Source organism: Micromonospora chaiyaphumensis (genome assembly GCF_900091435.1).
In the GTDB taxonomy this organism is placed as follows: domain Bacteria; phylum Actinomycetota; class Actinomycetes; order Mycobacteriales; family Micromonosporaceae; genus Micromonospora; species Micromonospora chaiyaphumensis.
In genome coordinates, this window is record NZ_FMCS01000001.1 from 433,512 (window position 1) to 458,245 (window position 24,734).

Genomic DNA, 24,734 nt, shown 5'->3' on the forward strand with positions numbered 1-24,734 from the left:
GCGGGAGCGGCGGGAGCGGCGGGAGCGGCGGGAGCGGCGGGAGCGGCGGGAGCGGCGGGAGCGGCGGGAGCGGCGGGAGCGGCGGGAGCGGCGGGTCCACCGTGCCCACCGCGGTGTGGCAGGTGCGGGTACGCACCAAGCTCGACGACCTGCACCAGCAGCTGATCGGCCTGGCGGCGCGCGACGCCGCGACCGGTGCCCGGGTCGCCGCGCTGCGCGCCCAGCTGTCCGGCGTGGAGGCCGTGCTCGGCCGTAGCGGTGTGGTCGAGTGGCTGCGCGGCGGCAGGCTGGAGTACGCCTGGCAGACCATCCACTCGGTGGAGCGGGCCATGGTGGAGCTGCGGACGCCGGAGGAACTGCTCGGCCTGCTGCCGGCCTACCAGGGCGCGGCCGCCCAGTTCCTGAAGGCCGACGACAAGGTGCTGACCGACTTCGACGCGACGGCCGACGCCAACGCGCCGGCGCGGTTCCAGGCCAAGGTGCAGGCGCTGCTGCTGCGCTACCACTCGGCGTCGGACGAGTTCCACGAGTCGGTGCGCCGGCTGCGCAACCGCATGCTGGGGCTGTCGATCTTCGCGCTGGTCGCCGAGGCGCTCATGGTGCTGGTGCAGTGGCGCAGCCGGGACGTGCAGCTGCTCAAGGCGCCGACCGACGCGGGCGGCGTGCCGGCCTGGCGGCTGCTCTCCTTCGTGCTCATCGCCGGGGCGCTCGGGGCGTTCATCAGCGCCCTGCCCTCGATGATCACTTCGCGCTCCGGCGGCCTGCCCTACAAACTGCCCTTCCAGCAGGGCCTGCTGAAGCTGGCGATCGGCCCGCTCGTCGCGGTCGTCGGGATCATGCTGGTGATCGGCGGCCTGGTGGAGACCACGGTGAACAGCACGGCCGCCCTGCTGGGCGTCGCCATCGTCTTCGGCGCCGGCCAGCAGGCGGTCACCGCGTTCGCCGACCGCCGCGCGTCGGAGCTGCTCACCCCGGTCACGAAGGACTGACCGGCGACGGCCGCAGGTCACCGGACGGTGGGTAGCCTGAAGCGCATGATCTTCATTACCGCGAAGTTCCGGGTCCGGCCCGAGGACGCCGACCGCTGGCCGCAGATCGCCGCCGAGTTCACCGAGGCCACCCGGGCCGAGCCCGGCTGCCTCTGGTTCGACTGGTCCCGCAGCCTGGCCGACCCGACCGAGTACGTGCTTGTCGAGGCGTTCCGCGACGACGAGGCCGGCGCGGCGCACGTGCAGTCCGCGCACTTCCGCGAGGCGCAGCGCACCCTGCCGCCGCACCTGGCCGAAACGCCCCGGATCGTGAACACGACCGTGCCGCAGCAGGACTGGTCGCGGCTCGGCGAGATGGCCGTCCCCGAGGGCGACTGACGCCCCGTCAGCACACCTGCTCGCCGGCCGCCTCGGCCCGGCCCACGGCCGCCGGCAGCAGGTGCCGCACCGCCGGCGTGCCGTCGGACAGTTCCCGCGCCCGGGCCTCCGCCTGCCGGTCGGCCTCGGTGAGCCGGCCACCGTGCTGGCGCAGGTGCTCGTCCCAGGAGGGCACCAGGTAGACCTCGCTGAACTGGTCCGGCGTCTCGCCGGCGCGGAAGAGACCCCACCGCATCGCGCCGGTACGCTGCCGCGACCCGCGCACGTGGTCCATCGCGGCGAGGAACTCCGCCTCCCGCTCGGGCCGGACCGTGTAGGTGACCGTCACCAGCACCGGTCCCACCCGGGGGTCGGGCTGGAGCGCGAGGGCCAGGGGCGGCCGGTAGGCGGCCGGGTCCCGGGTCAGCCCGCGCAGGTCGGGCAGCGGCCAGATCTGCGAGGTCACCGCGCCGACCAGCATGAGGACGGCCGCCACTCCGAAGGCGGCGACCAGGCCGGTGAGGTCCGCCACCACACCCCAGAGCAGCGCCCCGACGGCCTGTCCCCCGCCCTGGACCACCTGGTAGACGGCCAGGCCGCGGGCGCGTACCCAGCCGGGGAGGAAGAGCTGGATCTCGGCGTTGACGTTGGAGAGCACCGTCACCCAGGCCACCCCGGCCGGCAGCAGGGCGACCAGCACCACGGGGACGCTCCGGACCGTGCCCACCAGGATCAGCGTCACCCCGTACACCGCGCCGGCCAGCAGCAGGAACTGGTTGGGCTTCATGGCGTTCCGGGTCCACGACAGCAGCAGCCCACCCAGGATGGCGCCCACGCCCAGGGCGGCCAGCAGCAGGCCGTACCCGCCGGAGCCCAGGCCCAGCCGGCGGTTCGCCACCAGCGGCAGCAGGGCCCACAGGGCGCTGGCCGGGATGATGAACACCAGCGCCCGGCGCAGCAGCCGGCGCACGGTGGGCGAGTGCCGCACGTAGCGGCCGCCGGCACGCAGGGCGGCGGTGAACCGCTCGGGCACCTCGACGGCCCGGGCGCCGCCGGGACGCCACCGGAACAGCGCCAGCGCGAAGATCAGGTAGGCCACCGCGTTGAGTCCGAAGACCGGGGCCGCGCCCACCCGCGCGATCAGCACACCGGCGGCGGCCGGCCCGACGGCACGGGCCGCGTTGACGCTGATCGCCCCGAGCGCGGAGGCCGCCCGGAGCTGCTCGCGGGGCACCAGCTCGGGGATGATCGAGGCCCAGGCCGGCAGGGTCAGCGCCTGCCCGACGCCGAAGGCGAAGGTGAGGGTGAGCAGCAGTGCCGGCGGCATGTGCCCCGCCGCCGTGAGCAGCGTCAACGCCACGGCCACCGCCACCAGGAACAGCTGCACGGAGATCAGCAGGTGCCGGCGGTCGAACGTGTCCGCGAGCGCGCCCGACGGCAGCGCGAGCAGCAGCATCGGCAGCAGGCTGGCGGTCTGCACCAGGGCGACCAGCGTGGAGGCGTTGGACTGGTGCACCAGCAGCCACTGGGCGCCGACCGTCTGCATCCAGGTGCCGATGTTCGCCGCGAGCAGGGCGAGCCAGAGGTTGCGGTAGACCGCCGTGCGCAGGGGCGACCAGGCCGAGAACGACTGCTCGGCGGTGGCGTCCGTGGTGGCGGTCACCGTCCCATGCCTCTCCCCCGTGTCGGCGCCCGGCGCGGGTCCGCGCTCCGGTGCCGCCGCCGGGTTCCCACCGGCGCCCGTTCCACACTCCGGCCGGCCACCCGGGTGTGCGGCCGGGATTAGCGGGAAAGGCACGCCGGCCTGTCGGTATCCGGCCGCCTGCTCGGCCCGGCCACCGACACCTTCTCGGACACGGAGTGAGGACGGATGACACGAGAGACGACCATGGGGGTCCGCTCGGTGACCGACAATCTCGGGATCCAGCGGGCGACCCGGGACCAGGGGCCGGAGGGGCTCGCCCGCTTCCTGGGCTGGTTCAGCCTCGGCCTCGGCGTGACCGCGCTCGCGGCGGGGTCCCGGGTGGCCCGGGCGGCCGGCGTTGACGACTCGCGTACCGCCCGGACGGTGCTGCGGGCCGCCGGCATCCGGGAGATCGGCCACGCCGCGGTGCTGCTGGTGCCACGCCGGGCCGGGCTGGGGCCGTGGACCCGGGTGGCGGGCGACGTGCTGGACCTGGTTGCCACCGGCCGCGCGTACCGCAACCGGAGCGGCGAGCGGCGCCGGCGGGCCGGTCTCACCCTCGCCGCCCTCGGTGGGATCACCGCCGTCGACCTCTACGCCTCGGTGCGCGCGACACGCAACCGGCGGGGCAGCCCGGAGGGCTTCGCGCACGGCTCCGTGACGGTCAACCGCACGCGCGAGGAGGTCTACCGCTTCTGGCACGACCTCGAGAACCTGCCGCGGTTCATGTACCACCTCCAGTCGGTGATCACCACCGGCCCCCGGCGCTCCCGCTGGTCGGCGAAGGCGCCGGCCGGCCGGACCGTCGAGTGGGAGGCGGAGATCGTGGACGAGCGCCCCAACGAGCTGATCCGCTGGCGCTCCGTCGACGGCTCCCGGGTGCCCAACTCGGGCACCGTCCGGTTCGCCCCGGCGGCCGGCGGCAACGGCACCGAGGTGCGGGTGGAACTGGAGTACGCGGTGCCCGGCCGCCGGGTGGGCTCGCTGGTCGCGAAGGCGTTCGGCGAGAACCCGCAGCAGCAGATCTGCGACGACCTGCGGCGGTTCAAGCAGGTCATCGAGACCGGCGAGCTGACCCGGTCGGACGGCACACCCGACGGCACGAGCATCCAGACCCAGGCGAAGCAGCGTCCGGCCCGCCCGCTGGCGACCTACCGGATCGCGTGAGGGAGGCACCATGAAGGCCAACTGCTGGGTGGCGCCGAACCGGGTGGCCGTCGAGGAGGTACCGGACCCGAAGATCCTCAACCCGCGAGACGCGGTCGTCAAGGTCACCTCGTCGGCGATCTGCGGATCCGACCTGCACCTGCTCGACGGGTTCATCCCGGCCATGAAGCGCGGCGACGTGCTGGGCCACGAGTTCATGGGCGAGATCGTCGAGCTCGGCCCGGGAGCACGGGACGGCCTGCGCGTCGGCGACCGGGTGGTCGTCGGCTTCCCCATCGCCTGCGGGGACTGCGCCTCGTGCCAACGCGGCCTCTACTCCGTCTGCGAGAACTCCAACCCGAACGCGGCGATCGCGGAGACCGCCATGGGCCACACCCCCGCCGGCATCTTCGGCTACTCGCATCTCATGGGCGGGTATGCGGGCGGGCAGGCCGAGTACGTCCGGGTGCCGTACGCCGACGTCGGCGCGCTGAAGATCGAGGACGGCCTGCCGGACGAGCAGGTGCTGTTCCTGTCCGACGTGCTGCCCACCGGTTACATGGCCGCCGAGATGGGCGACGTGAAGCCCGGCGACGTGGTGGCGATCTGGGGCGCGGGCCCGGTCGGCCAGTTCGCGGCGGTGAGCGCCTTCCTGCTCGGCGCCGAGCAGGTGGTGGTCATCGACCGGTTCCCGTACCGGCTGCGGATCGCTCGGGACCGGGCCGGCGCGGAGACGATCAACTACGAGGAGACCGACGTCCTGGACACGCTGCGCGAGATGACCGCCGGCCGCGGGCCGGACGTCTGCATCGACGCCGTCGGCATGGAGGGGCACCACCCCTCGGCCGCGCTGCACGCGTACGACCGGGCGAAGCAGGCCGTGAAGGCGGAGACCGACCGGCCGCACGCGCTGCGCGAGGCGATCCTGGCGTGCCGCAACGGCGGCACCGTCTCGGCGATCGGGGCGTACGGCGGGTTCATCGACAAGTTCCCGATGGGCTCGTTCATGAACCGGTCGCTGACCCTGCGCTCCGGGCAGGCCCACGTGCAGCGCTACATGCGCCCGCTGCTGGAGCGCATCCGCAAGGGTGAGATCGACCCGAGCTTCATCATCACCCACACCATGCGGCTCGACGACACGCCGCACGGCTACGACATCTTCAAGAACAAGCAGGACGACTGCTTGAAGGTGGTGCTCAAGCCCTGAAAATTTCCGACGACAGGCCCCGCTCCCATTGAAGCTTGTTTGCGTGAGCGGCTACCCTCCGGGGAAGTGATCCACTATCCACCTTGGAGGGGTCGGACCATGCGCAAGCTCATGTCGGCGGTCGGTGCGGGGGCGTTGCTGACGGCAGGACTGTTCGTCGGCGCCGCACCGGCGCAGGCGGCGACCTGCACCCTGGTGCAGTCCGAGATCTACAACGGGGCCAACCTGATCGCCTGGGCCCGGGGCCTGGAGGGCTGCTCGGGCGACGTCTACTGGGAGATCCAGTCGGGCGACAGCGGCGGCTGGCAGGTCACCGAGAGCGGCACCACGCACTACGACAACCAGGTCGGCAACTACTACGGCGATGTCGACCTGCCGTGCTACCTGCGGGTGTACGCGAAGTTCGGCACGCAGGAGAAGCTCACCCAGCCGGTGCGCAACAACAACTGCGCCGGCTGACCCGGCGGGCCGGGCGGGGGTGTCGCGCGCACCCCCGCCCGGCACGTGTCACGGAACGGTGAGGCCGTACGCGGCGAGGATCTCGGTGATCGGCTGGTAGTAGCTGGTGCCGCCGGTGGTGCAGTTGCCGCTGCCGCCGGAGAGGATCCCGATGACCGTGCCGGTCGACTTCACGTAGAGCGGGCCGCCGCTGTCCCCCGGTTCCGCGCAGATGTTGGTGCGGATCAGCCCGGTGACCGAACCCTCGGCATAGTTGACCGTCTGGTTCAGGCCGGTGACCGAGCCGCACCGCACGCCGGTGGTGGCGCCGCTGCGGCAGACCGCCTGACCGACGTACGCGTTGCCGGCGCCGTTGATGGCGACCTGGCCCGGGTAGGTGTACACGGCGCTGGGGTGGGCCACCGTGCCGGTGTAGCGGACCACGCCGTAGTCGTTGCCGGGGAAGCTGCTGCCGGTCCGGCTGCCGAGCACCGTGGTGCGGGCGCTGTCGGCGTACCAGGTGCCGGCCAGGTTGGTGCAGTGTCCCGCCGTGACGAAGTAGTACGTGCCACCGCTGCGCACGTTCGCGCCGAGCGAGCAGCGACCGCCCCCGCCGTAGATGGCCTGGCCGCCCGCGATCAGGGTGCGCAGCCGGCCGGGTTCGTGGCGGAGCACCGCGCCGGCCCGGGCCGCGGTGCGCCGCAGCGCGGCCAGCTCGGCGCCGGTGACGGTGTCGTCGACGGTGAGCGTCATCCGGCCGCTGGCCGGGTCGGTTCCCCACGCGGTCCCGGCGGTACGCACCGCGGCGAGGCCGGCGGGCGCGGGCTCGGCGGCGGCCCGGGCGGCCGACGGCGTGCCGGCGAGCAGGGTGGCCAGGGCGAGGACGGCGAGTGATCGGCGCATCCGGGATCCCTCCTATATCGTTATGGATCGATGCGTGTCCAGCATCCGCGCCCGTCGCCCCCGGTTCAACCCGGTCCGAAAGTTTCGCCGCCTCCCCGCGAGCCGAGTCGGCACGCCACCGAGTGCGCACGGGAGCAGCAGATGGCAATCGACGTAGTTAAGTTTTCGGAACCGTTCCGGTAGTCTCGCTCCAGAGATTCGCTTCGATCAACTCACGGTGGCGGGGAGCACCCCTCCCCACCCCGCGCGGCCTCCGGGCGGCCGCGCACGAGCCGACCACCGTGGCGGGCAGCGATCGGGGCGACCGTCCACACCGAAACGGCTAGGAGAGGCTTTCAGATGGACAAGGTGCTCGCCCGCGGCAGCGGGAGCGCGGTGGCCCGGTCGCGCCCGCGTACCGCGGTGCTGTCGATGTTGGCCGGCGTGGCGATGGTGGCCACGACGGTGGCGGTGGCGACCGGCGCCAGCGCCGGGACGACGCTCGGGGCGTCGGCGGCCGAGAAGGGCCGCTACTTCGGCACGGCGGTGGCCGCGAACAAGCTGTCGGACGCCACGTACGTCGGCATCCTGAACCGCGAGTTCAACATGGTCACGCCCGAGAACGAGATGAAGTGGGACGCCACCGAGCCGTCCCAGGGCCAGTTCAACTACGCCAACGCCGACCGCATCGTCAGCCACGCCCAGGCCAACGGCATGCGGGTCCGCGGCCACGCGCTGGCCTGGCACTCACAGCAGCCGGGCTGGGCGCAGAACCTGTCCGGCACCGCCCTGCGGCAGGCCATGGTCAACCACATCACCCAGGTCGCCACCCACTACAAGGGCAAGATCTACGCCTGGGACGTGGTGAACGAGGCGTTCGCCGACAGCGGCGGCGGCCGGCGGGACTCCAACCTCCAGCGCACCGGCAACGACTGGATCGAGGTCGCCTTCCGCACCGCCCGCGCCGCCGACCCAGCGGCCAAGCTCTGCTACAACGACTACAACACCGACAACTGGACCTGGGAAAAGACGCAGGCCGTGTACAACATGGTCAAGGACTTCAAGGCACGTGGCGTGCCGATCGACTGCGTCGGCCTGCAGTCGCACTTCAACAGCGGCTCGCCGTACCCGGGCAACTACCGCACGACCCTGCAGAACTTCGCCGCCCTCGGCGTCGACGTGCAGATCACCGAGCTGGACATCGAGGGCTCCGGCACCACCCAGGCCACCACCTACGGCAACGTCGTCAAGGACTGCCTGGCCGTGTCCCGCTGCACCGGCATCACCGTGTGGGGCATCCGGGACACCGACTCGTGGCGGGCCAGCGGCACCCCGCTGCTCTTCGACGGCAACGGCAACAAGAAGCCGGCGTACACGGCGGTGCTCGACACGCTGAACGCGGGCGGCACCACCCCACCGCCCACCACCCCGACGAGCACGCCGCCCACCAGCAACCCGCCGACCACGCCGCCGCCGTCGGGCAACGGCTGCACCGCGTCGTTCACCACCAACCAGTGGCAGGGCGGCTTCGTCACCACCGTCCGGGTCACCGCCGGCGCCGCCCCGCTCAACGGGTGGGCCGTCGCGCTGACGCTGCCGGCCGGCGCGAGCCTGGTCAACACCTGGAACGCCCAGCCGAGCGGCACCAGCGGCGGGCTGACCTTCCGCAACGTCGCCTACAACGGCCAGGTCGGCGCGGGCGGCAGCACCGAGTTCGGTTTCCAGGGCGTGGGCACCGCCCCCTCCGGCACCCCCACCTGCACCGCGGGCTGACCGACACAGGGCCCGGCGCGGGTGCGGCCGCGCCGGGCCACCGCCGCCCGGTGGCCGGTGTTCAGTCCTCCGGCTCCGGGCCGAGCAGCCGGATCTCCTCGATGTCGATGGCCGCCTGGAGCTGCCGCAGCACCGCGTCGTCGATCTGGTTGCTGTTGCGCAGCCGGGTGACCTCCTGCCGCTTGCGGTCCAGCACGCCGAGGCGCAACCGCCGGGCCATCTCGCGCTCCTCGTCGGCCCGGTCGCTGGGCGGCGAGCGGACGTCGGCCAGGTGGTCCTGGTAGTCGGCGCGGAGCCGGTCGACGGTGTCCGTGTCGGCGCCCAGTTCGGCGGCGACCTGGGGCAGCGCGTCCAGGGCGGCCTCGGTGGCCCGGATCCGGGCCCAGCGCACCTCGTGCTCCCGTTCCCGGTCCCCGGTCAGGCGGGCCCAGCTCACGACGGCCGGCAGGGTGGTGCCCTGCACCACCATGATCAGCACGATCACCACCACGGTGACGAAGATGATCAGGTCGCGTTCGTGCACCGGGGATCCGTCGTGCGCGGTGACCGGCACGGCCAGCGCGGCGGCGAGCGAGACCGCGCCCCGGAACCCGGCCCAGCCGGCGGCGGTGCGGACCCGGGCGTCGAAGCGGCGGGCCCGGCGGGACTCCCGGCGGTCCAGGCCCTGCAAGCCGGCCACCGACAGGTGCACCCAGATCATGCGGGTGGCCGTCACCACCAGGACGATCAGCACCGCGATGCCGAACGACTCCAGCGGCGAGTGGCTGGTGATGCTGCGCAGCGACCGGGGCACCTGCATGCCCAGCAGCACGAAGAGGCTGCCGTTGATCATGAAGGTGGAGACGTCCCAGAACGCGTACGCGGTGATCCGGGAGCGGGCCCGGATCACCCGGGGCCCCGCGTAGGAGAGCAGCAGGCCGGCCACCACGACCCCGAGCACCCCGCTGGCGTGCACCGCCTCGGCGAGCAGGAAGGCGACGAACGGGGTGAGGATGCTCAGCCCGCCCTCGCGCAGCGGGTCGTCGACATGCTTGCGGATCAGGACGACCACGCCGCCGACGAGCAGGCCCGAGAGGATCCCCCCGAGCGCCTTGCCGACGAACTGGCCACCCAGCTCGAGCGCGTTGGGCACCGCCCCACCGGCGATCACCCCGACGGTCACCGCGAAGAGGACCAGCGCCGTGCCGTCGTTGACCAGGCTCTCCGCGCGCAGCGTGGTGAGGATGCCGCGGGGCATCCGCTTGGCCAGGCCGGCCACCGCGGCGGCGTCGGTGGGCGCGAGCACCGCGCCGAGCACCCAGGCGGCGGCCGGCTCGACGCCGAGCGCCTGGGCCGCGTACGCCACGGCGACCATCGTGAGGATCACCAGCGCGACGGCGAGCAGGGAGATCACCACGACGTTGGCCCGGATCTCGCGGAGGCTGATGACCAGGCTCTCCCGGTAGAGGATCGCCGGGAGGAAGAGCAGCAGCACCACCTCGGGTTCGAGGATCACGTTGTCGAACGGCGGCAGCAGACCGAGCCCCGCGCCCATGGCGATGAGCAGCACGGGCGGGGCAACGCTGTACCGGCCGCCGATGGTGGTGCCGACGAGCACGGTGGCGCCGAGCACCGAGATCAGCACGAGTGCGCCCACGCCGTACCCCCGTCACCGTTCGCCGGATCCCACGGTGCCGCACGGCCGGGCCGCGGCGGGGTGGAACGGCCGATCGCTACTCGAAGCGGGACGGGTCGCCGGCGCCGCGGCGCAGGATCTCGGGTTCCGGCCCGGACAGGTCGACCACGGTGGTCGGCTCCAGGCCGCAGTCCCCCGCGTCGACCACGGCGTCGACCAGGTGGTCGAGCCGTTCCTTGATCTCCCACCCCTGGGTCAGCGGCTCCTCCTCCCCCGGCAGGAGCAGGGTGCTGGACAGCAGGGGCTCGTCGAGTTCGGCCAGCAGCGCCTGGGTCACCGTGTGCTTCGGTACGCGGACCCCGACGGCCCGCCGCCGCGGGTCCTGCAGGCGCCGGGGCACCTCGGGGGTGGCCGGCAGGATGAACGTGTAGCTGCCCGGGATGGCGGCCTTCACCTGCCGGAAGACCGCGTTGCTGAGCTTGACGAACTGGCCGAGCTGGGCGAAGTCGCGGCACACCAGGGTGAACGGGTGCCGCTCGTCGAGCCGGCGGATCTCCCGGATCCGCTCGACCCCGGCGCGGTTGCCGAGCTGGCAGCCGAGGGCGTAGCAGGAGTCCGTGGGGTAGGCGATCAGGCCGTCGGCGCGCAACAGGTCCACGACCTGTCGGAGCACCCTGGGCTGGGGATTGTCGGGGTGCAGGTCGTAGTACCTCGCCACGCCGGTCAGCCTATGCCGCCGGCCGGGCGGGGGGAACGGGGAAAGATCGGCGTGACCAGGTTTGGCGTACGGGCGTTCTGGAAACAGAGGGGCGGCTCGAAGAGGGGGGACCTGACCATGTCCGAAACCAGCACAGACCGCGCCGACCGGCCGGCCGAGGTGACCGATCCGCTGTTGTGGGGGCTGTCCGCGGCGGTTGCCGACGCCCACCAGCCCGACGAGGACCGGATCTGCGTCAGCCCGAGTTGCGCCGGCGCGGCCTGGCCGTGCGCCGCCTGGAACAACGCCCAGGAGGGGCTGCGCGCCGCCCGGGGCGGCCGCCCGGTCCCGCAGGCCGACGCGGCGGGACCGGAGCCGGCCCACGCCGCGACCGCGGAGCCGGGCCGGGACGACCCGTTGACCGGGTGGTCCACGGACCTCGTGCCGGCGGACCGCACGGAGCGGCTCGCCGTCACCGCCGCCTGACGGGTGTCCCGGGCGGCCGGTCACCCGGCGGCGGGCCAGGGAAAACGGCCACCGGGTGCCCGGCCGGGTCGTACCGTCGAAAGGAGGCGGTGGGCGCACCCTGCGGTGCGCCGTTGCCGACCTGCCCCGAGCGGTACGCCGGCTCGCGTCCACCGCGTCGCGTGCCTGCCGCACCCGGAGGTGAGCCCGTGGCGCCCGTCCCGGCGGTCCGCACGCTCGGCGTGGAGGAGGAATACCTGCTCCTGGATCCGGTCACCGGGCAGAGCCTGCCCGTGGCCGACCGGGTGCTCGCCGCGCTCTCCGGTCCGAGCCGGGGGCAGAGCCGGCAGGAGTTCCGGCACAGCATGGTCGAGATGGTGACGCCGATCTGCACCGACCTGGCCGAGCTGCGGGAACACCTGGTGGTGCTCCGCCGGGCCGCGGCCGAGGCGGCCGAGGCGGCGGGGGCACGGCTGGTGGCGGTCGCGGCGACGCCCGTGTGCGAGCCGCACCGCTCCGTGCCGGACAAGGACCGCTACCGTGCCATGTCGCACCGCTTCGGGCCGGTGGCGCACGACCCGGCGGTCTGCGGCTGTCACGTCCACGTCGGGGTGCCGGACCGGGAACTCGCCGTGCAGGTCTGCAACCACCTGCGGCCCTGGCTGCCGGTGGTGCAGGCGCTCACCGCCAACTCCCCCCTGCACGACGGGCGGGACACCGGCCACGCGAGCTGGCGCGCCATGCAGTTCGACCGGTGGCCGAGCGTCGGGCCGACCCCGCACTTCGAGTCCGCCGCCGACTACGACCGGACGGTCCGCGACCTCGTCGACGCCGGCATCATGCTGGACCCCCAGATGGTCTACTGGTACGCCCGCCCGTCCGTCGCGTACCCGACGGTCGAGATCCGGGTGGGCGACGTCTGCCCGACGGTGGACGACACGGTGCTGGTCGCCGGCCTGCTGCGGGGGCTGGTCGCCACGGCGGCCGACGACGTGCGAGCCGGCCGGTCCGCGCCGCGGATCCGGGACTGCCTGGTGGCGGCGGCGCACTGGCGCGCCGCGCACGACGGGGTGGACGGTGACCTGGTCGACCTGCGGGCGGGCGGGTCCCGACCCGCCTGGGAGCTGATCGACCAGCTGATCGCCACCGTGACGCCCGCGCTGGCCCGCTACGGCGACCTGGATGTGGTGACCCACCAGCTCGACCGGCTGCGCCGCGACGGCAACGGGGCGACCCGGCAGCGGCGGATCCTGGCCGACACCGACGGGGACGTGCGGGCGGTCCTTGACGAACTGGCCGCCCGGACCCTCGACGCCTGAGCGCCCGGGCGATCAGACGGGCGGGATGCCGGACCGCCCGATCCGGGCCAGGTCGGGTTCGCCGCGAACCGTCCGGCTGGGCGGCGTCCCGCCCGGCCCGGTCGGCTCGGCCGGTTCGGTCCGCTCCTCGATCTCGGCGCTGCCGATCTCCCGCATCATGTCCGCGACGACGGCGAGCGCGGCAGCCTTGTCGGGATACTGCCGGCCGGTGGCGATGACCTGGCCGTCGTCGTCCAGCAGCGTGAACCCGTGGGTGCCGGTGTCGGAGGCGGTGATGAGGAACTTCATCCCGGGCGCTTACCCGGAGGGCGGGCGGCGACACCCCGGACCACCGGTGCTACCCGGATGGGGTCAGTCCCAGCGGGTGGCCGTCGCGGCGAACAGCTCCGGATCGCCGGCCACCGGGATCACGCAGAGCAGGTGACCGCCCGGTGCCCGCAGCACGTGGCAGTCGAGCCAGCGGGAGACCGGGGTGGCGCCGAGGGCGACCAGCCGGTCCACCTCGGCGGCCACGTCGTCGGTCTCGATGTCCAGGTGGTGGCGCGGCGCGTCGTCCACCGACTGCACGGCGGTGACCAGCCCGGGCACCACGTCGACCAGGTTGGTGAACTGGGGCTCGGAGGGGTCGGTGCGGGTCGGCGCGCCGAGCGCCGCGGACCAGAACGCGGTCGCCGGCGCCGCGGCGTCGCGGGGCGCGTCGAGGATCAGGGCATAGAGCCGGGATCGGTGCATCCGCCGAGCCTAGCCACGACGGGCGTCGATGGCAGGATCAGGCCGAGGGGCGGACCGCGCGCAGCCAGGCCTGGGCGATCAGGGCGTGGCCGAACGGGGTGGGGTGCACCCCGTCGCGGGTCCACACCCGGCCGTCCACGCCGGCGGCCTGGAACAGCTCGTCGACGGCCACCAGGGTCGCGCCGAACTCGGCCGCGAGCTCGCGGACCACCGCGACCTTCGGGTCGAGGTCCTCCCGCCAGGTGTGCTGCGCGTCGTCCAGCGGGACGACGAAGGGCTCGACGAGGACCAGCCGGGCGCCCAGCGGCCGGGTGGCCTCGAGCACGTGCCGGTAGTCGCGGGCGAAGTCGGCGGCGCTGGTCGGGTCGTCGCGGGTGTAGCGCCGCCAGGTGTCGTTGATGCCGATCAGCACCGACACCACCTGCGGGGCGAGGGCCAGGCAGTCGGACTCCCAGCGGGCCCGCAGGTCGCGTACGCGGTCGCCGCTGATCCCGCGGTTGAGGAAGGTCGCCCCGTGGCGCGGGTGGCGGGCCGTGAACCAGGCGGAGGCCATCATGGCGTACCCGGTGCCGAGGTCGTCGACGCAGGACCGGTCCCGGCCGGCGTCGGTGATGCTGTCGCCGATGAAGAGCACCCGGCCGCCGCGCGGCACCTCCACCGTCATCCGCCCGTCCCCTTCCCCGCGTCCCGGCTTCTTCATGATCATGCCGTAGGCCGGTCGTGGCCAGAGCGCCGGCCGACCCGCCGGGAAAAGTCCGCCGTCCGGCTGTTGCGTTTCGCGGCCCGGGAACGATCACACATCCGTGGCAGCGCGGCGACCGGTGTGTGAAAACCTCACCAAGTTGGCCTGCAACGTTGCAATCGGCGCACAACCGGTGGTTGACTGCTGCACCATGCCAGAGCCGAAGATCATGGACAGGCCGGTTTTTTCGTGAGAAGCACGGACATCACCCGGCGGACCACCTGGCGGCAGCGGGCGGCCCGCTGGCTGGATCCCACCGTCGCCCGCTGGGACGTCGCGCCGCCGGAGACGCCCGAACCGCCGCCGCGGGAGGAACCCGGGCCCGGCCCGTGGCCCGCCATCTGCGACCAGTTCGCCCTGCGGATCCTGGCCGCGGCGTACCAGATGGGCAGTCACCTGGAGGCCGTCGAGGCCGACGAGCAGGACCCGGAACGCCTGGAGCGGCTCTACCGCATCGACCACGCGAACACCCGGATCCGGCGGCACGCCGAGAACCTGCAGGTGCTGCTGGGCCGCCGGGTCGAGGACGCCGACCCGCAGACGGTCCCCCTGGTCGACGTCGTCCGGGCCGCCGCCTCCGCGGTCGAGCACTACCCGCGCATCCGGGTCGGTCACGTCGTCGAACTGGCCGTGGTCGAGTTCGCGGCCGACGACGTCATCCGCGTGCTCACCGAACTCCTCGACAACGCCACCCGGTTCTCCCCGCCCACCGCGGCCGTGACCGTGTCGGCGTTCGTCACCGAGGACGGTGGCGTCCTGCTGCGGGTCGAGGACGCCGGAGTCGGCCTGCACCCCGACCACCTCACCCAGCTCAACGCGCTGCTCAGCGGCCGGCCGGCCACCCCCGTCGCCCTCGACCCCGCGGCCCACCTCGGCCTCGCCGTGGTGGCGCACCTGGCCGTCGCCCACCAGCTGCGGGTCGCCCTCACCACCCGGCCCGCCGGCGGGACCACCGCGACCGTCGCCGTACCCGGCGGGCTGCTGTGCGAGATCCCCGCACCGGCCGCGCCCGCGCCCGCGCCGCCGGCGGCTTGGCCACCCGCCCGGCCCGGGACCGACCCCTGGAGTACGCCGATGGCCGCACCCCACGACGGCGCCCACGGGCCGACCGTCCGGCTGACCACCATCGACGGGCCGGCCGGCGACCCGCCGCCCACCACCGGGCTGCCCCGACGGGTGCCCGAGAGCGTCCGCGACCAGGCCCCGGCGCCCCGACCCCCGGTCGGGACCGCCCCGGGCTCCCCGCCAGAGGCGTGGCCGGACGAGACGGCGGCCTTCGCGGCCGGTGTCAGCGACGCGCGCACCCCCACCGACGAAGAAGGACGGCAGTGATGACCCACGCGTACCCGGGAAGCGGCACGAGCAACGGGCTGCCCGACTGCGCCTGGCTGATCCGGCAGTTCGTCGAGGACGTGCCCGGGGTCAACCACGCGATGCTGGTGTCGCTGGACGGCCTTCAGCTGGCCGCCTCGCGCGGCGTCGGCCGCGACCTGGGCGACCAGCTCGCCGCGCTGACCGCCGGCCTGCTCAGCATGGCCGACCGCAGCGCCGCCCTGCTGGAGCTGGGCTCCGCCGAGTACCTGACCGTCCGGCTGCCCCGCGGGCACCTGCTGTTCATGCGGGTGGGCGAGTCCGCGGGCCTCGCGGTGGCCGCCGCGCCCGGCTGCGACCTGCGGGTCGTGTCGTACCGGATGACGCAGTTCGTGGGAGCCGTGTGGCACGCCCTCACGCCGGCCGTGCGGCACGAGCTGCACCGCATGACGGCCGCCCAGGCCCGCTGACCGGCCGGAGGACAACGATCATGCCGCTGAGGTACTGGAAGGTCCGGCCGTACGTGCTGACCGCCGGCCGCACCCGCACCCGCACACCGCTGCTGGTGCACACCCTGGTGTCGGTGCCCTACTACGACGCCGTGTTCGCCGCCGGGCTGCTGCCCGAGGCCCGCTCCCTGTACGAGAACGCCCGCCGGGCGGCGCGCTCGGTGGCCGAACTCTCCGCGGTGTGCGGGATCTCGCTGGGGGTCACCCGGGTGGTCGTGGACGACCTGGCCGCCACCGACCGGCTGCTGGTCCACAGCGACCACGACAACGTCGACTTCCGCCTCCTGGAGAGACTGCGCGATGGCCTCCGCAAGCTTGCCTGACAGCCCGCTGCTGACCTCGGCGAAGATCGTCATCGCGGGCGGTTTCGGGGTCGGCAAGACCACCTGCGTCGGGGCGATCTCGGAGATCCCGCCGGTCAACACCGAGGCGTGGATGACGGCGGCCAGCGAGACCGTCGACCGGCTCGACCCCGGCATCGACAAGACGACCACCACCGTGGCCATGGACTTCGGCCGGCTCACCATCGGCCCCGACCTGGTGCTCTACCTGTTCGGCACGCCGGGCCAGCCCCGGTTCTGGCCGATGTGGGACGACCTGTGCCGGGGCGCCGTCGGCGCGCTGGTGCTCGCCGACACCCGCGACCTGGCGGCCTCGTTCCCGGCGGTCAACTACTTCGAGCAGGACAGCGACGTGCCGTTCGTGGTCTGCGTGAACCTCTTCGACGGGGTGCTGCAGCACCCGCTCGACGACGTCCGCGCCGCGCTCGCACTGCCGGCCCACGTACCCCTGACCGCCTGCGACGCCCGCGACCCGTCGTCGGTGGCGCGGGCGCTGCTCACGGTCGTCGAACACGCCATGTCCCGCACCCCCCGGCCCACCGCGGGCGCGCTCGCGGCGCGGTAGCTCAACCCTGGAGGAACCATGCGCAGAATCCTGATCGTCGGGGCCGGACAGTCCGGCCTCCAGCTCGCCCTGAGCCTGCAGGCCGAGGGATACGACGTCACGGTGATGTCGGCCCGCACGCCCGACGAGATCCGCCGGGGCTGGGTGATGAGCACCCAGGCCATGTTCGGTCCCGCGCTCGCCACCGAACGCCGGTACGGCCTGGACCGGTGGCAGGACCGGGCGCCCCGGATCGAGGGGCTGCACGTCTCGCTCTCCGCGCCCCCTGGCGAGCGGGCGCTGCGCATCCCGTGCCCGCTCGACGAGCCGGCGCAGAGCACCGACCAGCGGATCAAGATGGCTGACTGGCTCGAACTGTTCGAGGAGCGCGGCGGCACGGTGCTCTACCAGACGGTGACCACCAGCGACCTGGACGGCCTGGCCCGGCTCGGCCGCTACGACCTGACCGTGGTGGCCGCCGGCAAGGGCGACCTGGTCGGCGTCTTCGACCGCGACCCGGCCCGCTCGGTGTACGACGCGCCGCAGCGCGGCCTGGCCGTGGCGTACGTCCACGGGATGACCCCGGACCCGCTGCTGCCCGTGCCGCACGTCAGCTTCAACGCGGTGCCCGGGCTGGGCGAGCTGTTCGTCATCCCCGCCCTGACCCACTCCGGTCCCTGCGAGATCCTGTTCTGGGAGGCCGTGCCCGGTGGGCCCCTGGACCTGTGGACCGAGCGGCGCGACCCGGCCGAGCACCTGAAGCTCACCCTCGACCTGGCCCGCCGCTACACGCCGTGGATCTACGAGCGGTGCACCGAGGTGGAGCTGACCGACGGGCGGGCCACCCTGTCGGGGCGGTACACCCCGACGGTCCGCCACGCCGTGGCGGAACTGCCCTCGGGCGGGCTGGTGCTCGGCATGGCCGACGTGGTGGTGGCCAACGACCCGATCACCGGCCAGGGCAGCAACACGGCCGCCAAGTGCGCGTACACCTACCTGGGCGCGATCCTGGAGCACGGCGACCGGCCCTTCGACCGGGACTGGATGACGCGGACCTTCGAGCGCTTCTGGGCCGGGACCGGGGAGGCCGTCACCGGCTGGACCAACGCCATGCTGCAACCGTTGCCGCCGCACGTGCAGCAGGTGCTCGGTGCGGCCGCCGGCAACCCGGTGGTGGCCCGCCGGTTCGCCAACGGCTTCGGCGACCCGAACGACTTCCGGGACTGGTTCCTCACCCCGGAGGCGGCCGAGCGCTACCTGGCCTCGGTCGCCGGCTGACCGCATCCCGGCCGGGAGCCGCCCCCGGGCGGTTCCCGGCCCGGTCCCGGCCGGTCAGGCGGTCACGTGGGCGCTGTCGCCGGCCGTGGCGGCGAACGAGGTGCCGCTGACCATCCGCGCGCCGTCCGACGCGAGGAACACCACGAGCGGCGCCACGTCCTCCGGCTGCACCCACGGCACGCCCAGCGGGGTCTTCGCCCGCAGCGCCTCCACCGCGCTCCGCTCGTCGGCGGCCGGGTCACCGGACGGCGTCTTCCCGCCCTCGACGATGGCCTGCGCGTAGCGGTCCTGGTGGCGGGTCAGGGCGGTGTCGACCAGGCCGGGAATCACCGCGTTCACCGTGATCCCGTGCGCCCCCAGTTCCAGCGCCGCCGACTTGACCAGCCCGATGAGCCCCCACTTCGACGCCGAGTAGGCCGCACCGTTCGTCGTGCCGTGGTGCCCCTGCGTGGAGGAGGTCACCACGATCCGCCCGCCGCCCCGGCGGACCAGCAGCGGCGCGAAGACCCGCAGCACGTTGGCGGTGCCCGTGAGGTTGACGTCGATCTGGTCGTGCCAGTCCGGGTCGGACATCTCCAGCAGGGGCTTGAACGCCTGGATGCCGGCGTTGGCGAACAGCACGTCGACGCCGCCGTGCTCGCGCTCGACCGCTCCGGCCACCGCGCGTACCGCCCCGATGTCCCGCTGGTCGGCGACGTGCGCGGACCAGCGCGCGCCGGCCGCGGCGACCCGCCGGCCGGTCTCCGCCAGGTCGTCCGGGGTGGCCGGCGGGAAGTCGAGGATCGGGCTCACCGGACCGGCCACGTCCATCCCGGCCACATCCGCGCCGGCCTCGGCGAGCGCCACGGCGGCGGCCCGGCCGATCCCGCGCGCCGCGCCGGTGACCACGGCGACCCGCCCGGACAGCGGTAGCGCCGCTGCGGCCATCCGACCCACCCCCGTTCCGCCGGCACCCTCTCCTCTCCTCGCACCGTAGACCGGTCCCGCCCCGCCCCGCCCACGGATCGACACCGTGACCGCCAGCCGCCCCGGGGCACAGGCGAGACTGACGCCAACTCGGCGAGGTGGTGGTCCCCGCCGGCCCGGACGCCGCAATCTCCCGAGCGCCGGCGTCGATCTCGCCCGCCCACCCGCCGCGACATCGGCGAGGTGGCGGTTTCCGTGGGCCCGGACACCGCCACCTCCCGCGAGCTGGTGTTGATCTCGGGCGCGTGCCGCGCGACGGTGGCGTGGTCAGAGCGTGCGGGTCAGGTCGGTGAGGATGTCGGCGACCGGCGCGTCCCGGGCGCCGCGCCAGCCGGTGCCGGCCCACAGGTGCAGCCGGTCGGCGTCGCCGGACTGGGCGGCGGCGACGCGCAGCGGCCGGGTCAGGTGGTGCAGCGCCGGGTAGCCGAGCGGGGCGGCCGCCTCGTGCCGGTCGATGAAGTCGTTGCGCAGCCCCCGCGCCGGGCGGCCGGTGAAGGCGCGGGTGACCACGGTCCGGTCCCGGCGCGGGTCGGCCAGCGCGTCGCGGTGGGTGCGGCCGGTGCCGGCCTCGTCGGCCCGCAGCAGCAGCGTGCCGACCAGCACGCCGGTGGCGCCGGCGGCCAGCGCCGCCCGGACGTCCTGGGAACCACCGATCCCGCCGGCTCCGAGTACGGGCAGTCCGGGGCCGCCGGCCACGGACGCGACCAGCTCGGGCAGCGGGCGGAGCGGCGGTGGGGCGGCCGGGGTGAAGGTGCCCAGGTGGCCGCCGGCGGCGCCGCTCTGCGCGACCAGCCCGTCGACCCCGAGGTCGGCCGCGGCCGCCGCCTCGGCCGGGTTCGTCACGGTGACCAGGACCCGGCTACCGGCCCGCCGCAGGTCGCGGACCACCGGCTCCGGCGGCAGGCCGAACGTGAAGCTGACGACCGGTACCGGGTCGGCGCGCAGCAGATCGAGCTTCGCCGCCCAGTGGTCGTCGTCCTCAGTGCGCGCGGCGGCGGCCAGGTCGAGCCCGTAGGCCGTGCCCTCGGGTGCGATCCGGCTCGCGTAGCGGCGGAAGTCCGCCTCCGTCACCGGCACCGGCGTGGGCACGAAGACGTTCACCCCGAACGGTCGCCCGGCGGCGCGCAGCTCGGCGATCTCCCCCGCGATCACCTCCGGCGTCTTGTAGCCGGCGGCGAGGAACGCGAAGGCTCCGGCCGCGCCCACCGCCGTCGCCAGCCCCGCGGTGGTCGGCCCACCGGCCATCGGCGCCGCGACCACCGGCACGTCCACTCCGAGTAGTTCCCGCAACCCGTCCACGGCACCAGTCTGCCGGTCCACCGCCCGGTCCGTCAGGACGGCAGGCGTTCGCGCAGCCAGGCCGGATCCGGGTTGACCACGGCCTCGCCGGGCAGCACCACGGTCGGGACCGTCTCGTCGCCGCCGGTGACCGCCCGGACCGCCGCCGCCCCGGCAGGATCGCGCCAGATGTTCACCCAGTACGCCCGCCCGGCGCGGCGGCCCAGCCGCAGGCGCAGGCGCAGGCAGTAGCGGCAGCCGGGCCGCCAGTAGACCACCGGCCGCCCGTCGCGCGCGCTGCGCTCCCGCGCCTCGGCGGCGGTCAGCGACGGCGGGAACACCAGCGGCGAGAAGAGGGCCGCCAGAACCGCGAAGGCCAGGAACTCGACGGCACCCACCACCGGGTGGTACGCCCGGACCGCGACGACCACCCCGACCGCCAGCATCAGGCCGGCCAACCACCAGTTTCGCAGCACGTCGCGGGATGCTACCCGCCCGGGTCAGGCGGTCGCCTCGGCCAGCAGTTCGAGCAGGTGACGGTACGGCTGCCCGGTGGCCCGGGCCATGCCGATCTCGCAGGTGCGGTTCACCGAGGCGTACCCGTCGAAGGAGCGGCCGGCGACGGCGGCGGCCTCGGCGCGGGTGGCCGAGGCGGTCAGCTCGGGATGCAGCAGCCCCCGGTCGCCGGCGAACCCGCAGCACTGCCAGCCCTCGGGCACCACCACCTCGTCGGCGACGGCGCGGGCCACGGCGAGCAGCGCGTCGTCCAGCCCGAGCCGGGTCGACGAGCAGGTCGGGTGCAGCGCGAGGGAGCCGAGCCGGCGGCGCACGGTGAGCCGGGGCAGCAGCTCGGTGGCCGCGTACGCGACGGCGTCGACCACCCGCAGGTCGCCGGCGCCGGCGACCAGCTTCGCGAAGCCCTCGGTGCAGGAGGCGGCGTCGCTGACCACGGGCAGGGCGCCCTCGCGGCTGGCCGCCCGCAGCGCCGACGGCACCCGGTCCCGCACCGCCTCGTAGCCGGCCGTGAGGCCCTTCGAGGACCAGGGCGTGCCGCAGCACATGCTTCCGATCCCCTCGGGCACGAGCAGGCGGACGCCGGCCCGGTCGGCGAGGGTGAGCAGGGCGGCGGCCACGCCGGAGCCGCCCTGCGCCGGGGCGAAGAGCGTGCCGAGGCAGGACGGGACGAAGACGGCGTCGGGCTCGCCGACGGGGCGGGGCCGGCGCGGCCGGCCGCCCCGGGGCAGATCGCGTTGCCACTGCGGGACCCGCTCGGCGCCGAGGACGGCACGGGCGGCCCGGGTGGCCGCCTCGGGCAGCGCGGGCGGCAGCGCGCCGGCCAGGTCCAGCCCGCGGGACATGCCCCGGGTGGTGGCGCCCCAGCGGCGCGCGGCGCCCCGCCAGCCGGCCTGCGCGACCCCGCCGTTGCGGTCGGCCCGCAGCCGCTTCACCAGGTCGCCGGTGTTGATGAGGACCGGGCAGGCGGTGGCGCACATGCCGTCCACCGCGCAGGTGTCCACCGCGTCGTAGTCGTAGGCGCGCTCCAGTTCCTCGGCGAGGGCCGGGTCGCCGCCGGCGCGGGCGGCGGTGATCTCCCGGCGCAGCACGATCCGCTGCCGGGGGGTGGTGGTCAGGTCGCGACTCGGGCAGACCGGCTCGCAGTAGCCGCACTCGACGCAGCGGTCGACCTCCTCCTCCACGGTCGGCACGGTCTTCAGGTGCCGCATGTGGATCTCGGGGTCGTCGCTGAGCAGCACGCCCGGGTTGAGCACCCCGTCCGGGTCGCAGAGCGTCTTGACCTCGCGCATCACCGCGTACAGCTCGTCGCCGAACTGGCGGCGCACGTAGGGGGCCATGACCCGGCCGGTGCCGTGCTCGGCCTTCAGCGTGCCGCCGTGGCCGAGCACCAGGTCGACCATCTCCTCGGTGAAGTCGGCGTAGCGGGCCGGGGCGGTGCCGTCGGCGAACCGCTCGTTGAGCATGAAGTGCAGGTTGCCGTCCTTGGCGTGGCCGAAGATGACACTCTCCTCGTACCGGTGCCGGTCGAAGAGGCCGGCGAGGGCGGCGCAGGTGCCGGCGAGGGCGTCGACCGGGACGGCGACGTCCTCCAGCAGGGCGGTGGTGCCCGATGGGCGGGCGCCGGCCACGGCCGCGTACAGGCCCTTGCGGATGTGCCAGAGCGCGGCGCGGGCGGCGGCCTCGCCGCTGAGCCGGGCCGGGGTGGTCAACGGCAGGTCGGCCAGCACCGGCCGGGCGGTGGCGACGCGCTCGGCCAGCGCCTCCGGGTCGGACTCCTGCCACTCGACCAGCAGCGCCGCGTGGTCGCGCACGGCCAGGCCGCGCAGCGCGGCGTCCGCCCGCGGGTCCCGCTGGGCGACCCGCAGGGCGGCCGCGTCGAGCAGCTCGACCGCCGCCGGCCCGGCGGCCACCAGCGCCGGCATGGCGGCCATCGCCGCGCCCAGGGTGTCGAAGACCAGCAGGCCGGTCGCGGCGTGCCGGTGCACGGGTACGGTGCGGAAGGTCGCCGCCGCGACGAACGCGAGGGTGCCCTCGCTGCCCACCACGAGCCGGGTCAGCAGGTCGGCGGGCTCGTCGTGGTCGAGGAACGCGTTCACCCCGTACCCCATGGTGTTCTTCATGGCGTACTGGGCGCGGATCCGGCGCACCGAGTCGGGGTTGCCGCGCACCCGGTCGCGCAGCCGCAGCAGGCCGGCGTGCAGGTCCGGCTCGGCGGCGCGCAGCCGGGTGTCGGCATCCGGGGCGCCGGTGTCGAGCACGGTGCCGCTGGGCAGCACCAGCAGCAGCGACTCCAGGGTGCGGTAGGTGTTGAACTCGGTGCCGCAGGTCATCCCGCTGGAGTTGTTGGCGACCACCCCGCCGACCGTGCAGGCGGACTCACTGGCCGGGTCCGGGCCGAGCTTGCGGCCGTAGGGGGCGAGCCGGGCGTTGACCTGCCGCAGCACCACCCCGGGCTGCACCCGAACCCGCCGGCCGTCGTCGAGGACGTCGAGCTCGCGGAAGTGCCGCCGGGTGTCCACGAGCAGCCGGTCGGTCACCGCCTGGCCGCTGAGGCTCGTGCCGCCGGAGCGGAAGGTCAGCGGGGTGTCGGTGCGGCGGCTGTGCCGCAGCAGGGCGGCTACCTGGTCGGCGTCGGCCGGGGTGATCACCGCGCTCGGATGCAGCAGGTAGTGCGACGCGTCGTGGGCCAGCCGGAGCCGGTCCGCGGCCCGGGTGGCCACCCCGCCGGGTACCGCCGCCTCCAGTCCGGCCCGCGCGTCGCCGTTCAGCTCCACCATGATCGCCGCACCTCCCCGAGCCCACCCTAGTCAGGACCGGGCGACGCGCCACCGACCCCTTGTCCTGGCATCGATCTGGGTAGATACTCGCCGCTACAGCGTTCGTCGAGGTCACACCCCGAGCCGACCCCGGCGACACGGCATGGACGCCGACGCAACCGGCGGCCTTCACCGTCCGAGGAGAAGACCGTGAGAATCCGCCGAAGCCGACTCACCCCCCTGCTCGCCGCGACCGTCGGCCTGGTGGCCGCCGGCGCCTTCGCCGTGCCCGGTGCCGCCTCGGCCGCCGCGCCGAGCTTCACCACCGACCAGCTGTCCCGGGTCGACTCCGCCGTCGCGGCCTCCGGCGTCGACGGCATCGCCTGGCGCGTGGACGCGGCGTCGGGCCGCGTGGTGGTGACCGCCGACGAGAGCGTCTCGGCCGCCGAGCTCGCCACGCTCAAGAAGAGCGCCGGAGCCCAGGCCGGCGCGATCCGGGTGGACCGGGCCAAGGGGGTCTTCCGTCCGCTGCTCTCCGCCGGTGACGCCATCTACGGCGGCGGCTACCGCTGCTCGCTCGGCTTCAACGTGGTCAAGTCCGGCGTGTACTACTTCCTCACCGCCGGGCACTGCGGCGACGTGGCCAACACCTGGTACACCAACTCCGGCCAGACCACCCTCATCGGCCCGACCACGAACTCCAGCTTCCCCGGCAACGACTACGCGCTGGTCCGCTACGACAACGCCGCGCTCAGCCACCCGGGCGGCTACACCGCGGCGAACGCGTTCGTCGGCGAGGCGGTCAAGCGCACCGGGTCGACCACCGGCACCCACAGCGGCACCGTGACCGCGTTGAACGTGACGGTCCGCTACCAGGGCAGCGGCACCGTTCGCGGCATGATCCAGACCACGGTCTGCGCCGAGCCGGGCGACTCCGGCGGCCCGCTCTACGACGGCACGAAGGCGCTCGGCATCACCTCCGGCGGCAGCGGTAACTGCCGGACCGGCGGCACCACCTTCTTCCAGCCCGTCACCGAGGCGGCGAGCGCGTACGGCGTGACCGTCTACTGAGAACGACGCGGCCGGCAGTCGCCGGCCGCAGCGGCGACACCAGAGGACCCGCACCGGCTCGGTCGGTGCGGGTCCTCGCTCGTTCCCGCGGCACCGGCGGCACACGCCCGCACTGGCG

At 74.3% G+C, this 24,734-nt stretch carries 25 protein-coding genes; 14 read left to right on the forward strand and 11 right to left on the reverse strand.

Going from position 1 to position 24,734, the window contains the following annotated elements:
- Nucleotides 1–101: 101 nt before the first annotated feature.
- Both GA0070214_RS02210 and GA0070214_RS02215 read left to right on the forward strand, forming a co-directional pair.
- Nucleotides 102–989, forward strand: coding sequence for a hypothetical protein (locus GA0070214_RS02210; RefSeq protein ID WP_244167508.1), 888 nt, complete (start codon nt 102–104; stop codon nt 987–989).
- Between the two features lie 45 nt (nt 990–1,034).
- Entirely contained in the window at nt 1,035–1,367 is a 333-nt protein-coding gene (locus GA0070214_RS02215; RefSeq protein ID WP_091258426.1) for a putative quinol monooxygenase, read from the forward strand.
- A 7-nt stretch (nt 1,368–1,374) separates the two neighbouring features.
- Here GA0070214_RS02215 and GA0070214_RS02220 read toward each other — a convergent pair whose 3' ends face one another.
- Nucleotides 1,375–3,009 carry an MFS transporter gene (locus GA0070214_RS02220; RefSeq protein WP_091258428.1) on the reverse strand — a complete coding sequence of 545 codons (1,635 nt, stop codon included), beginning with the start codon at nt 3,007–3,009 and terminating at the stop codon, nt 1,375–1,377.
- Nucleotides 3,010–3,216: 207 nt separating this feature from the next.
- Here GA0070214_RS02220 and GA0070214_RS02225 point away from each other — a divergent pair, with 207 nt between their 5' ends.
- The 3 genes from GA0070214_RS02225 (at nt 3,217) to GA0070214_RS02235 (ending at nt 5,842) form a co-directional block, all read left to right on the forward strand.
- The gene (locus GA0070214_RS02225) at nt 3,217–4,197 is read left to right on the forward strand and encodes an SRPBCC family protein (RefSeq protein WP_244167509.1); all 981 of its coding nucleotides are present in this window, start codon (nt 3,217–3,219) and stop codon (nt 4,195–4,197) included.
- Nucleotides 4,198–4,207: 10 nt separating this feature from the next.
- The gene (locus GA0070214_RS02230; protein ID WP_091258432.1) at nt 4,208–5,383 is read left to right on the forward strand and encodes a zinc-dependent alcohol dehydrogenase; all 1,176 of its coding nucleotides are present in this window, start codon (nt 4,208–4,210) and stop codon (nt 5,381–5,383) included.
- 99 nt (nt 5,384–5,482) lie between these two features.
- Complete coding sequence (locus tag GA0070214_RS02235; protein WP_091258434.1) at nt 5,483–5,842, forward strand: hypothetical protein; 360 nt, start codon at nt 5,483–5,485, stop codon at nt 5,840–5,842.
- 48 nt (nt 5,843–5,890) lie between these two features.
- Here GA0070214_RS02235 and GA0070214_RS02240 read toward each other — a convergent pair whose 3' ends face one another.
- Nucleotides 5,891–6,724, reverse strand: a complete 834-nt coding sequence (locus GA0070214_RS02240; RefSeq protein WP_091258436.1) for a S1 family peptidase — start codon at nt 6,722–6,724, stop codon at nt 5,891–5,893.
- Nucleotides 6,725–7,063: 339 nt separating this feature from the next.
- On the opposite strand from GA0070214_RS02240, the gene GA0070214_RS02245 reads away from it, so the two are divergent.
- Nucleotides 7,064–8,476 carry a glycoside hydrolase family 10 protein gene (locus GA0070214_RS02245; RefSeq protein ID WP_091258438.1) on the forward strand — a complete coding sequence of 471 codons (1,413 nt, stop codon included), beginning with the start codon at nt 7,064–7,066 and terminating at the stop codon, nt 8,474–8,476.
- Nucleotides 8,477–8,537: 61 nt separating this feature from the next.
- Here GA0070214_RS02245 and GA0070214_RS02250 read toward each other — a convergent pair whose 3' ends face one another.
- Both GA0070214_RS02250 and GA0070214_RS02255 read right to left on the reverse strand, forming a co-directional pair.
- On the reverse strand, nt 8,538–10,112 hold the full coding sequence (locus tag GA0070214_RS02250) for a Na+/H+ antiporter (RefSeq protein ID WP_244167510.1): 1,575 nt from the start codon (nt 10,110–10,112) through the stop codon (nt 8,538–8,540).
- A 76-nt stretch (nt 10,113–10,188) separates the two neighbouring features.
- The gene (locus GA0070214_RS02255) at nt 10,189–10,809 is read right to left on the reverse strand and encodes an L-threonylcarbamoyladenylate synthase (protein ID WP_091258440.1); all 621 of its coding nucleotides are present in this window, start codon (nt 10,807–10,809) and stop codon (nt 10,189–10,191) included.
- Between the two features lie 117 nt (nt 10,810–10,926).
- On the opposite strand from GA0070214_RS02255, the gene GA0070214_RS02260 reads away from it, so the two are divergent.
- A complete protein-coding gene (locus GA0070214_RS02260) occupies nt 10,927–11,274 on the forward strand; it encodes a hypothetical protein (protein ID WP_091258442.1) in 348 nt (115 codons plus the stop codon).
- A 188-nt stretch (nt 11,275–11,462) separates the two neighbouring features.
- Nucleotides 11,463–12,572 (forward strand): carboxylate-amine ligase, encoded by a 1,110-nt coding sequence (locus GA0070214_RS02265; protein WP_091258445.1) that lies wholly within the window; start codon nt 11,463–11,465, stop codon nt 12,570–12,572.
- 12 nt (nt 12,573–12,584) lie between these two features.
- On the opposite strand, the gene GA0070214_RS02270 is transcribed toward GA0070214_RS02265, so the two are convergent.
- The 3 genes from GA0070214_RS02270 to GA0070214_RS02280 form a co-directional block, all read right to left on the reverse strand.
- On the reverse strand, nt 12,585–12,860 hold the full coding sequence (locus tag GA0070214_RS02270) for a YegP family protein (protein ID WP_091258447.1): 276 nt from the start codon (nt 12,858–12,860) through the stop codon (nt 12,585–12,587).
- A gap of 63 nt (nt 12,861–12,923) precedes the next feature.
- Nucleotides 12,924–13,304 (reverse strand): VOC family protein, encoded by a 381-nt coding sequence (locus GA0070214_RS02275; protein ID WP_091258449.1) that lies wholly within the window; start codon nt 13,302–13,304, stop codon nt 12,924–12,926.
- Nucleotides 13,305–13,341: 37 nt separating this feature from the next.
- Nucleotides 13,342–14,004: an SGNH/GDSL hydrolase family protein gene (locus GA0070214_RS02280; RefSeq protein WP_244167511.1), complete on the reverse strand. Its 663-nt coding sequence runs from the start codon at nt 14,002–14,004 to the stop codon at nt 13,342–13,344.
- 231 nt (nt 14,005–14,235) lie between these two features.
- Between GA0070214_RS02280 and GA0070214_RS02285 the strand changes: the two genes are divergently transcribed.
- From GA0070214_RS02285 to GA0070214_RS02305, 5 genes are read left to right on the forward strand one after another with little or no spacing between them, the layout of a single operon-like run.
- Nucleotides 14,236–15,378: a sensor histidine kinase gene (locus tag GA0070214_RS02285; protein ID WP_091258453.1), complete on the forward strand. Its 1,143-nt coding sequence runs from the start codon at nt 14,236–14,238 to the stop codon at nt 15,376–15,378.
- Entirely contained in the window at nt 15,378–15,827 is a 450-nt protein-coding gene (locus GA0070214_RS02290; protein WP_091258455.1) for a roadblock/LC7 domain-containing protein, read from the forward strand. Before GA0070214_RS02285 ends, GA0070214_RS02290 begins: the two co-directional genes overlap by 1 nt.
- A gap of 20 nt (nt 15,828–15,847) precedes the next feature.
- A complete protein-coding gene (locus tag GA0070214_RS02295; protein WP_091258457.1) occupies nt 15,848–16,189 on the forward strand; it encodes a DUF742 domain-containing protein in 342 nt (113 codons plus the stop codon).
- On the forward strand, nt 16,167–16,772 hold the full coding sequence (locus GA0070214_RS02300) for a GTP-binding protein (RefSeq protein WP_208602618.1): 606 nt from the start codon (nt 16,167–16,169) through the stop codon (nt 16,770–16,772). Before GA0070214_RS02295 ends, GA0070214_RS02300 begins: the two co-directional genes overlap by 23 nt.
- A gap of 18 nt (nt 16,773–16,790) precedes the next feature.
- The gene (locus tag GA0070214_RS02305) at nt 16,791–18,029 is read left to right on the forward strand and encodes a styrene monooxygenase/indole monooxygenase family protein (RefSeq protein ID WP_091258461.1); all 1,239 of its coding nucleotides are present in this window, start codon (nt 16,791–16,793) and stop codon (nt 18,027–18,029) included.
- Between the two features lie 54 nt (nt 18,030–18,083).
- Here GA0070214_RS02305 and GA0070214_RS02310 read toward each other — a convergent pair whose 3' ends face one another.
- From GA0070214_RS02310 to GA0070214_RS02325, 4 genes are all read right to left on the reverse strand, one after another.
- Nucleotides 18,084–18,956, reverse strand: a complete 873-nt coding sequence (locus GA0070214_RS02310) for an SDR family NAD(P)-dependent oxidoreductase (RefSeq protein ID WP_091258463.1) — start codon at nt 18,954–18,956, stop codon at nt 18,084–18,086.
- Nucleotides 18,957–19,262: 306 nt separating this feature from the next.
- On the reverse strand, nt 19,263–20,294 hold the full coding sequence (locus GA0070214_RS02315) for a nitronate monooxygenase (RefSeq protein ID WP_244167513.1): 1,032 nt from the start codon (nt 20,292–20,294) through the stop codon (nt 19,263–19,265).
- Between the two features lie 32 nt (nt 20,295–20,326).
- Entirely contained in the window at nt 20,327–20,749 is a 423-nt protein-coding gene (locus tag GA0070214_RS02320) for a glutaredoxin domain-containing protein (protein WP_208602619.1), read from the reverse strand.
- 24 nt (nt 20,750–20,773) lie between these two features.
- Nucleotides 20,774–23,566 carry an FAD-binding and (Fe-S)-binding domain-containing protein gene (locus tag GA0070214_RS02325; RefSeq protein ID WP_091258465.1) on the reverse strand — a complete coding sequence of 931 codons (2,793 nt, stop codon included), beginning with the start codon at nt 23,564–23,566 and terminating at the stop codon, nt 20,774–20,776.
- 189 nt (nt 23,567–23,755) lie between these two features.
- Between GA0070214_RS02325 and GA0070214_RS02330 the strand changes: the two genes are divergently transcribed.
- Nucleotides 23,756–24,616 carry a S1 family peptidase gene (locus GA0070214_RS02330; RefSeq protein ID WP_167364174.1) on the forward strand — a complete coding sequence of 287 codons (861 nt, stop codon included), beginning with the start codon at nt 23,756–23,758 and terminating at the stop codon, nt 24,614–24,616.
- Nucleotides 24,617–24,734: the final 118 nt, after the last annotated feature.

Coding starts and splice junctions, on each gene's coding strand:
- GA0070214_RS02240 (WP_091258436.1), bottom strand. CDS start 6,724: ATGCGCCGATCACTCGCCGTCCTCGCCCTGGCCACCCTGCTCGCCGGC.
- GA0070214_RS02300 (WP_208602618.1), top strand. CDS start 16,167: ATGGCCTCCGCAAGCTTGCCTGACAGCCCGCTGCTGACCTCGGCGAAG.
- GA0070214_RS02325 (WP_091258465.1), bottom strand. CDS start 23,566: ATGGTGGAGCTGAACGGCGACGCGCGGGCCGGACTGGAGGCGGCGGTA.
- GA0070214_RS02280 (WP_244167511.1), bottom strand. CDS start 14,004: ATGAAGAAGCCGGGACGCGGGGAAGGGGACGGGCGGATGACGGTGGAG.
- GA0070214_RS02225 (WP_244167509.1), top strand. CDS start 3,217: ATGACACGAGAGACGACCATGGGGGTCCGCTCGGTGACCGACAATCTC.
- GA0070214_RS02235 (WP_091258434.1), top strand. CDS start 5,483: ATGCGCAAGCTCATGTCGGCGGTCGGTGCGGGGGCGTTGCTGACGGCA.
- GA0070214_RS02290 (WP_091258455.1), top strand. CDS start 15,378: ATGACCCACGCGTACCCGGGAAGCGGCACGAGCAACGGGCTGCCCGAC.
- GA0070214_RS02305 (WP_091258461.1), top strand. CDS start 16,791: ATGCGCAGAATCCTGATCGTCGGGGCCGGACAGTCCGGCCTCCAGCTC.
- GA0070214_RS02260 (WP_091258442.1), top strand. CDS start 10,927: ATGTCCGAAACCAGCACAGACCGCGCCGACCGGCCGGCCGAGGTGACC.
- GA0070214_RS02230 (WP_091258432.1), top strand. CDS start 4,208: ATGAAGGCCAACTGCTGGGTGGCGCCGAACCGGGTGGCCGTCGAGGAG.
- GA0070214_RS02245 (WP_091258438.1), top strand. CDS start 7,064: ATGGACAAGGTGCTCGCCCGCGGCAGCGGGAGCGCGGTGGCCCGGTCG.
- GA0070214_RS02310 (WP_091258463.1), bottom strand. CDS start 18,956: ATGGCCGCAGCGGCGCTACCGCTGTCCGGGCGGGTCGCCGTGGTCACC.
- GA0070214_RS02270 (WP_091258447.1), bottom strand. CDS start 12,860: ATGAAGTTCCTCATCACCGCCTCCGACACCGGCACCCACGGGTTCACG.
- GA0070214_RS02295 (WP_091258457.1), top strand. CDS start 15,848: ATGCCGCTGAGGTACTGGAAGGTCCGGCCGTACGTGCTGACCGCCGGC.
- GA0070214_RS02275 (WP_091258449.1), bottom strand. CDS start 13,304: ATGCACCGATCCCGGCTCTATGCCCTGATCCTCGACGCGCCCCGCGAC.
- GA0070214_RS02215 (WP_091258426.1), top strand. CDS start 1,035: ATGATCTTCATTACCGCGAAGTTCCGGGTCCGGCCCGAGGACGCCGAC.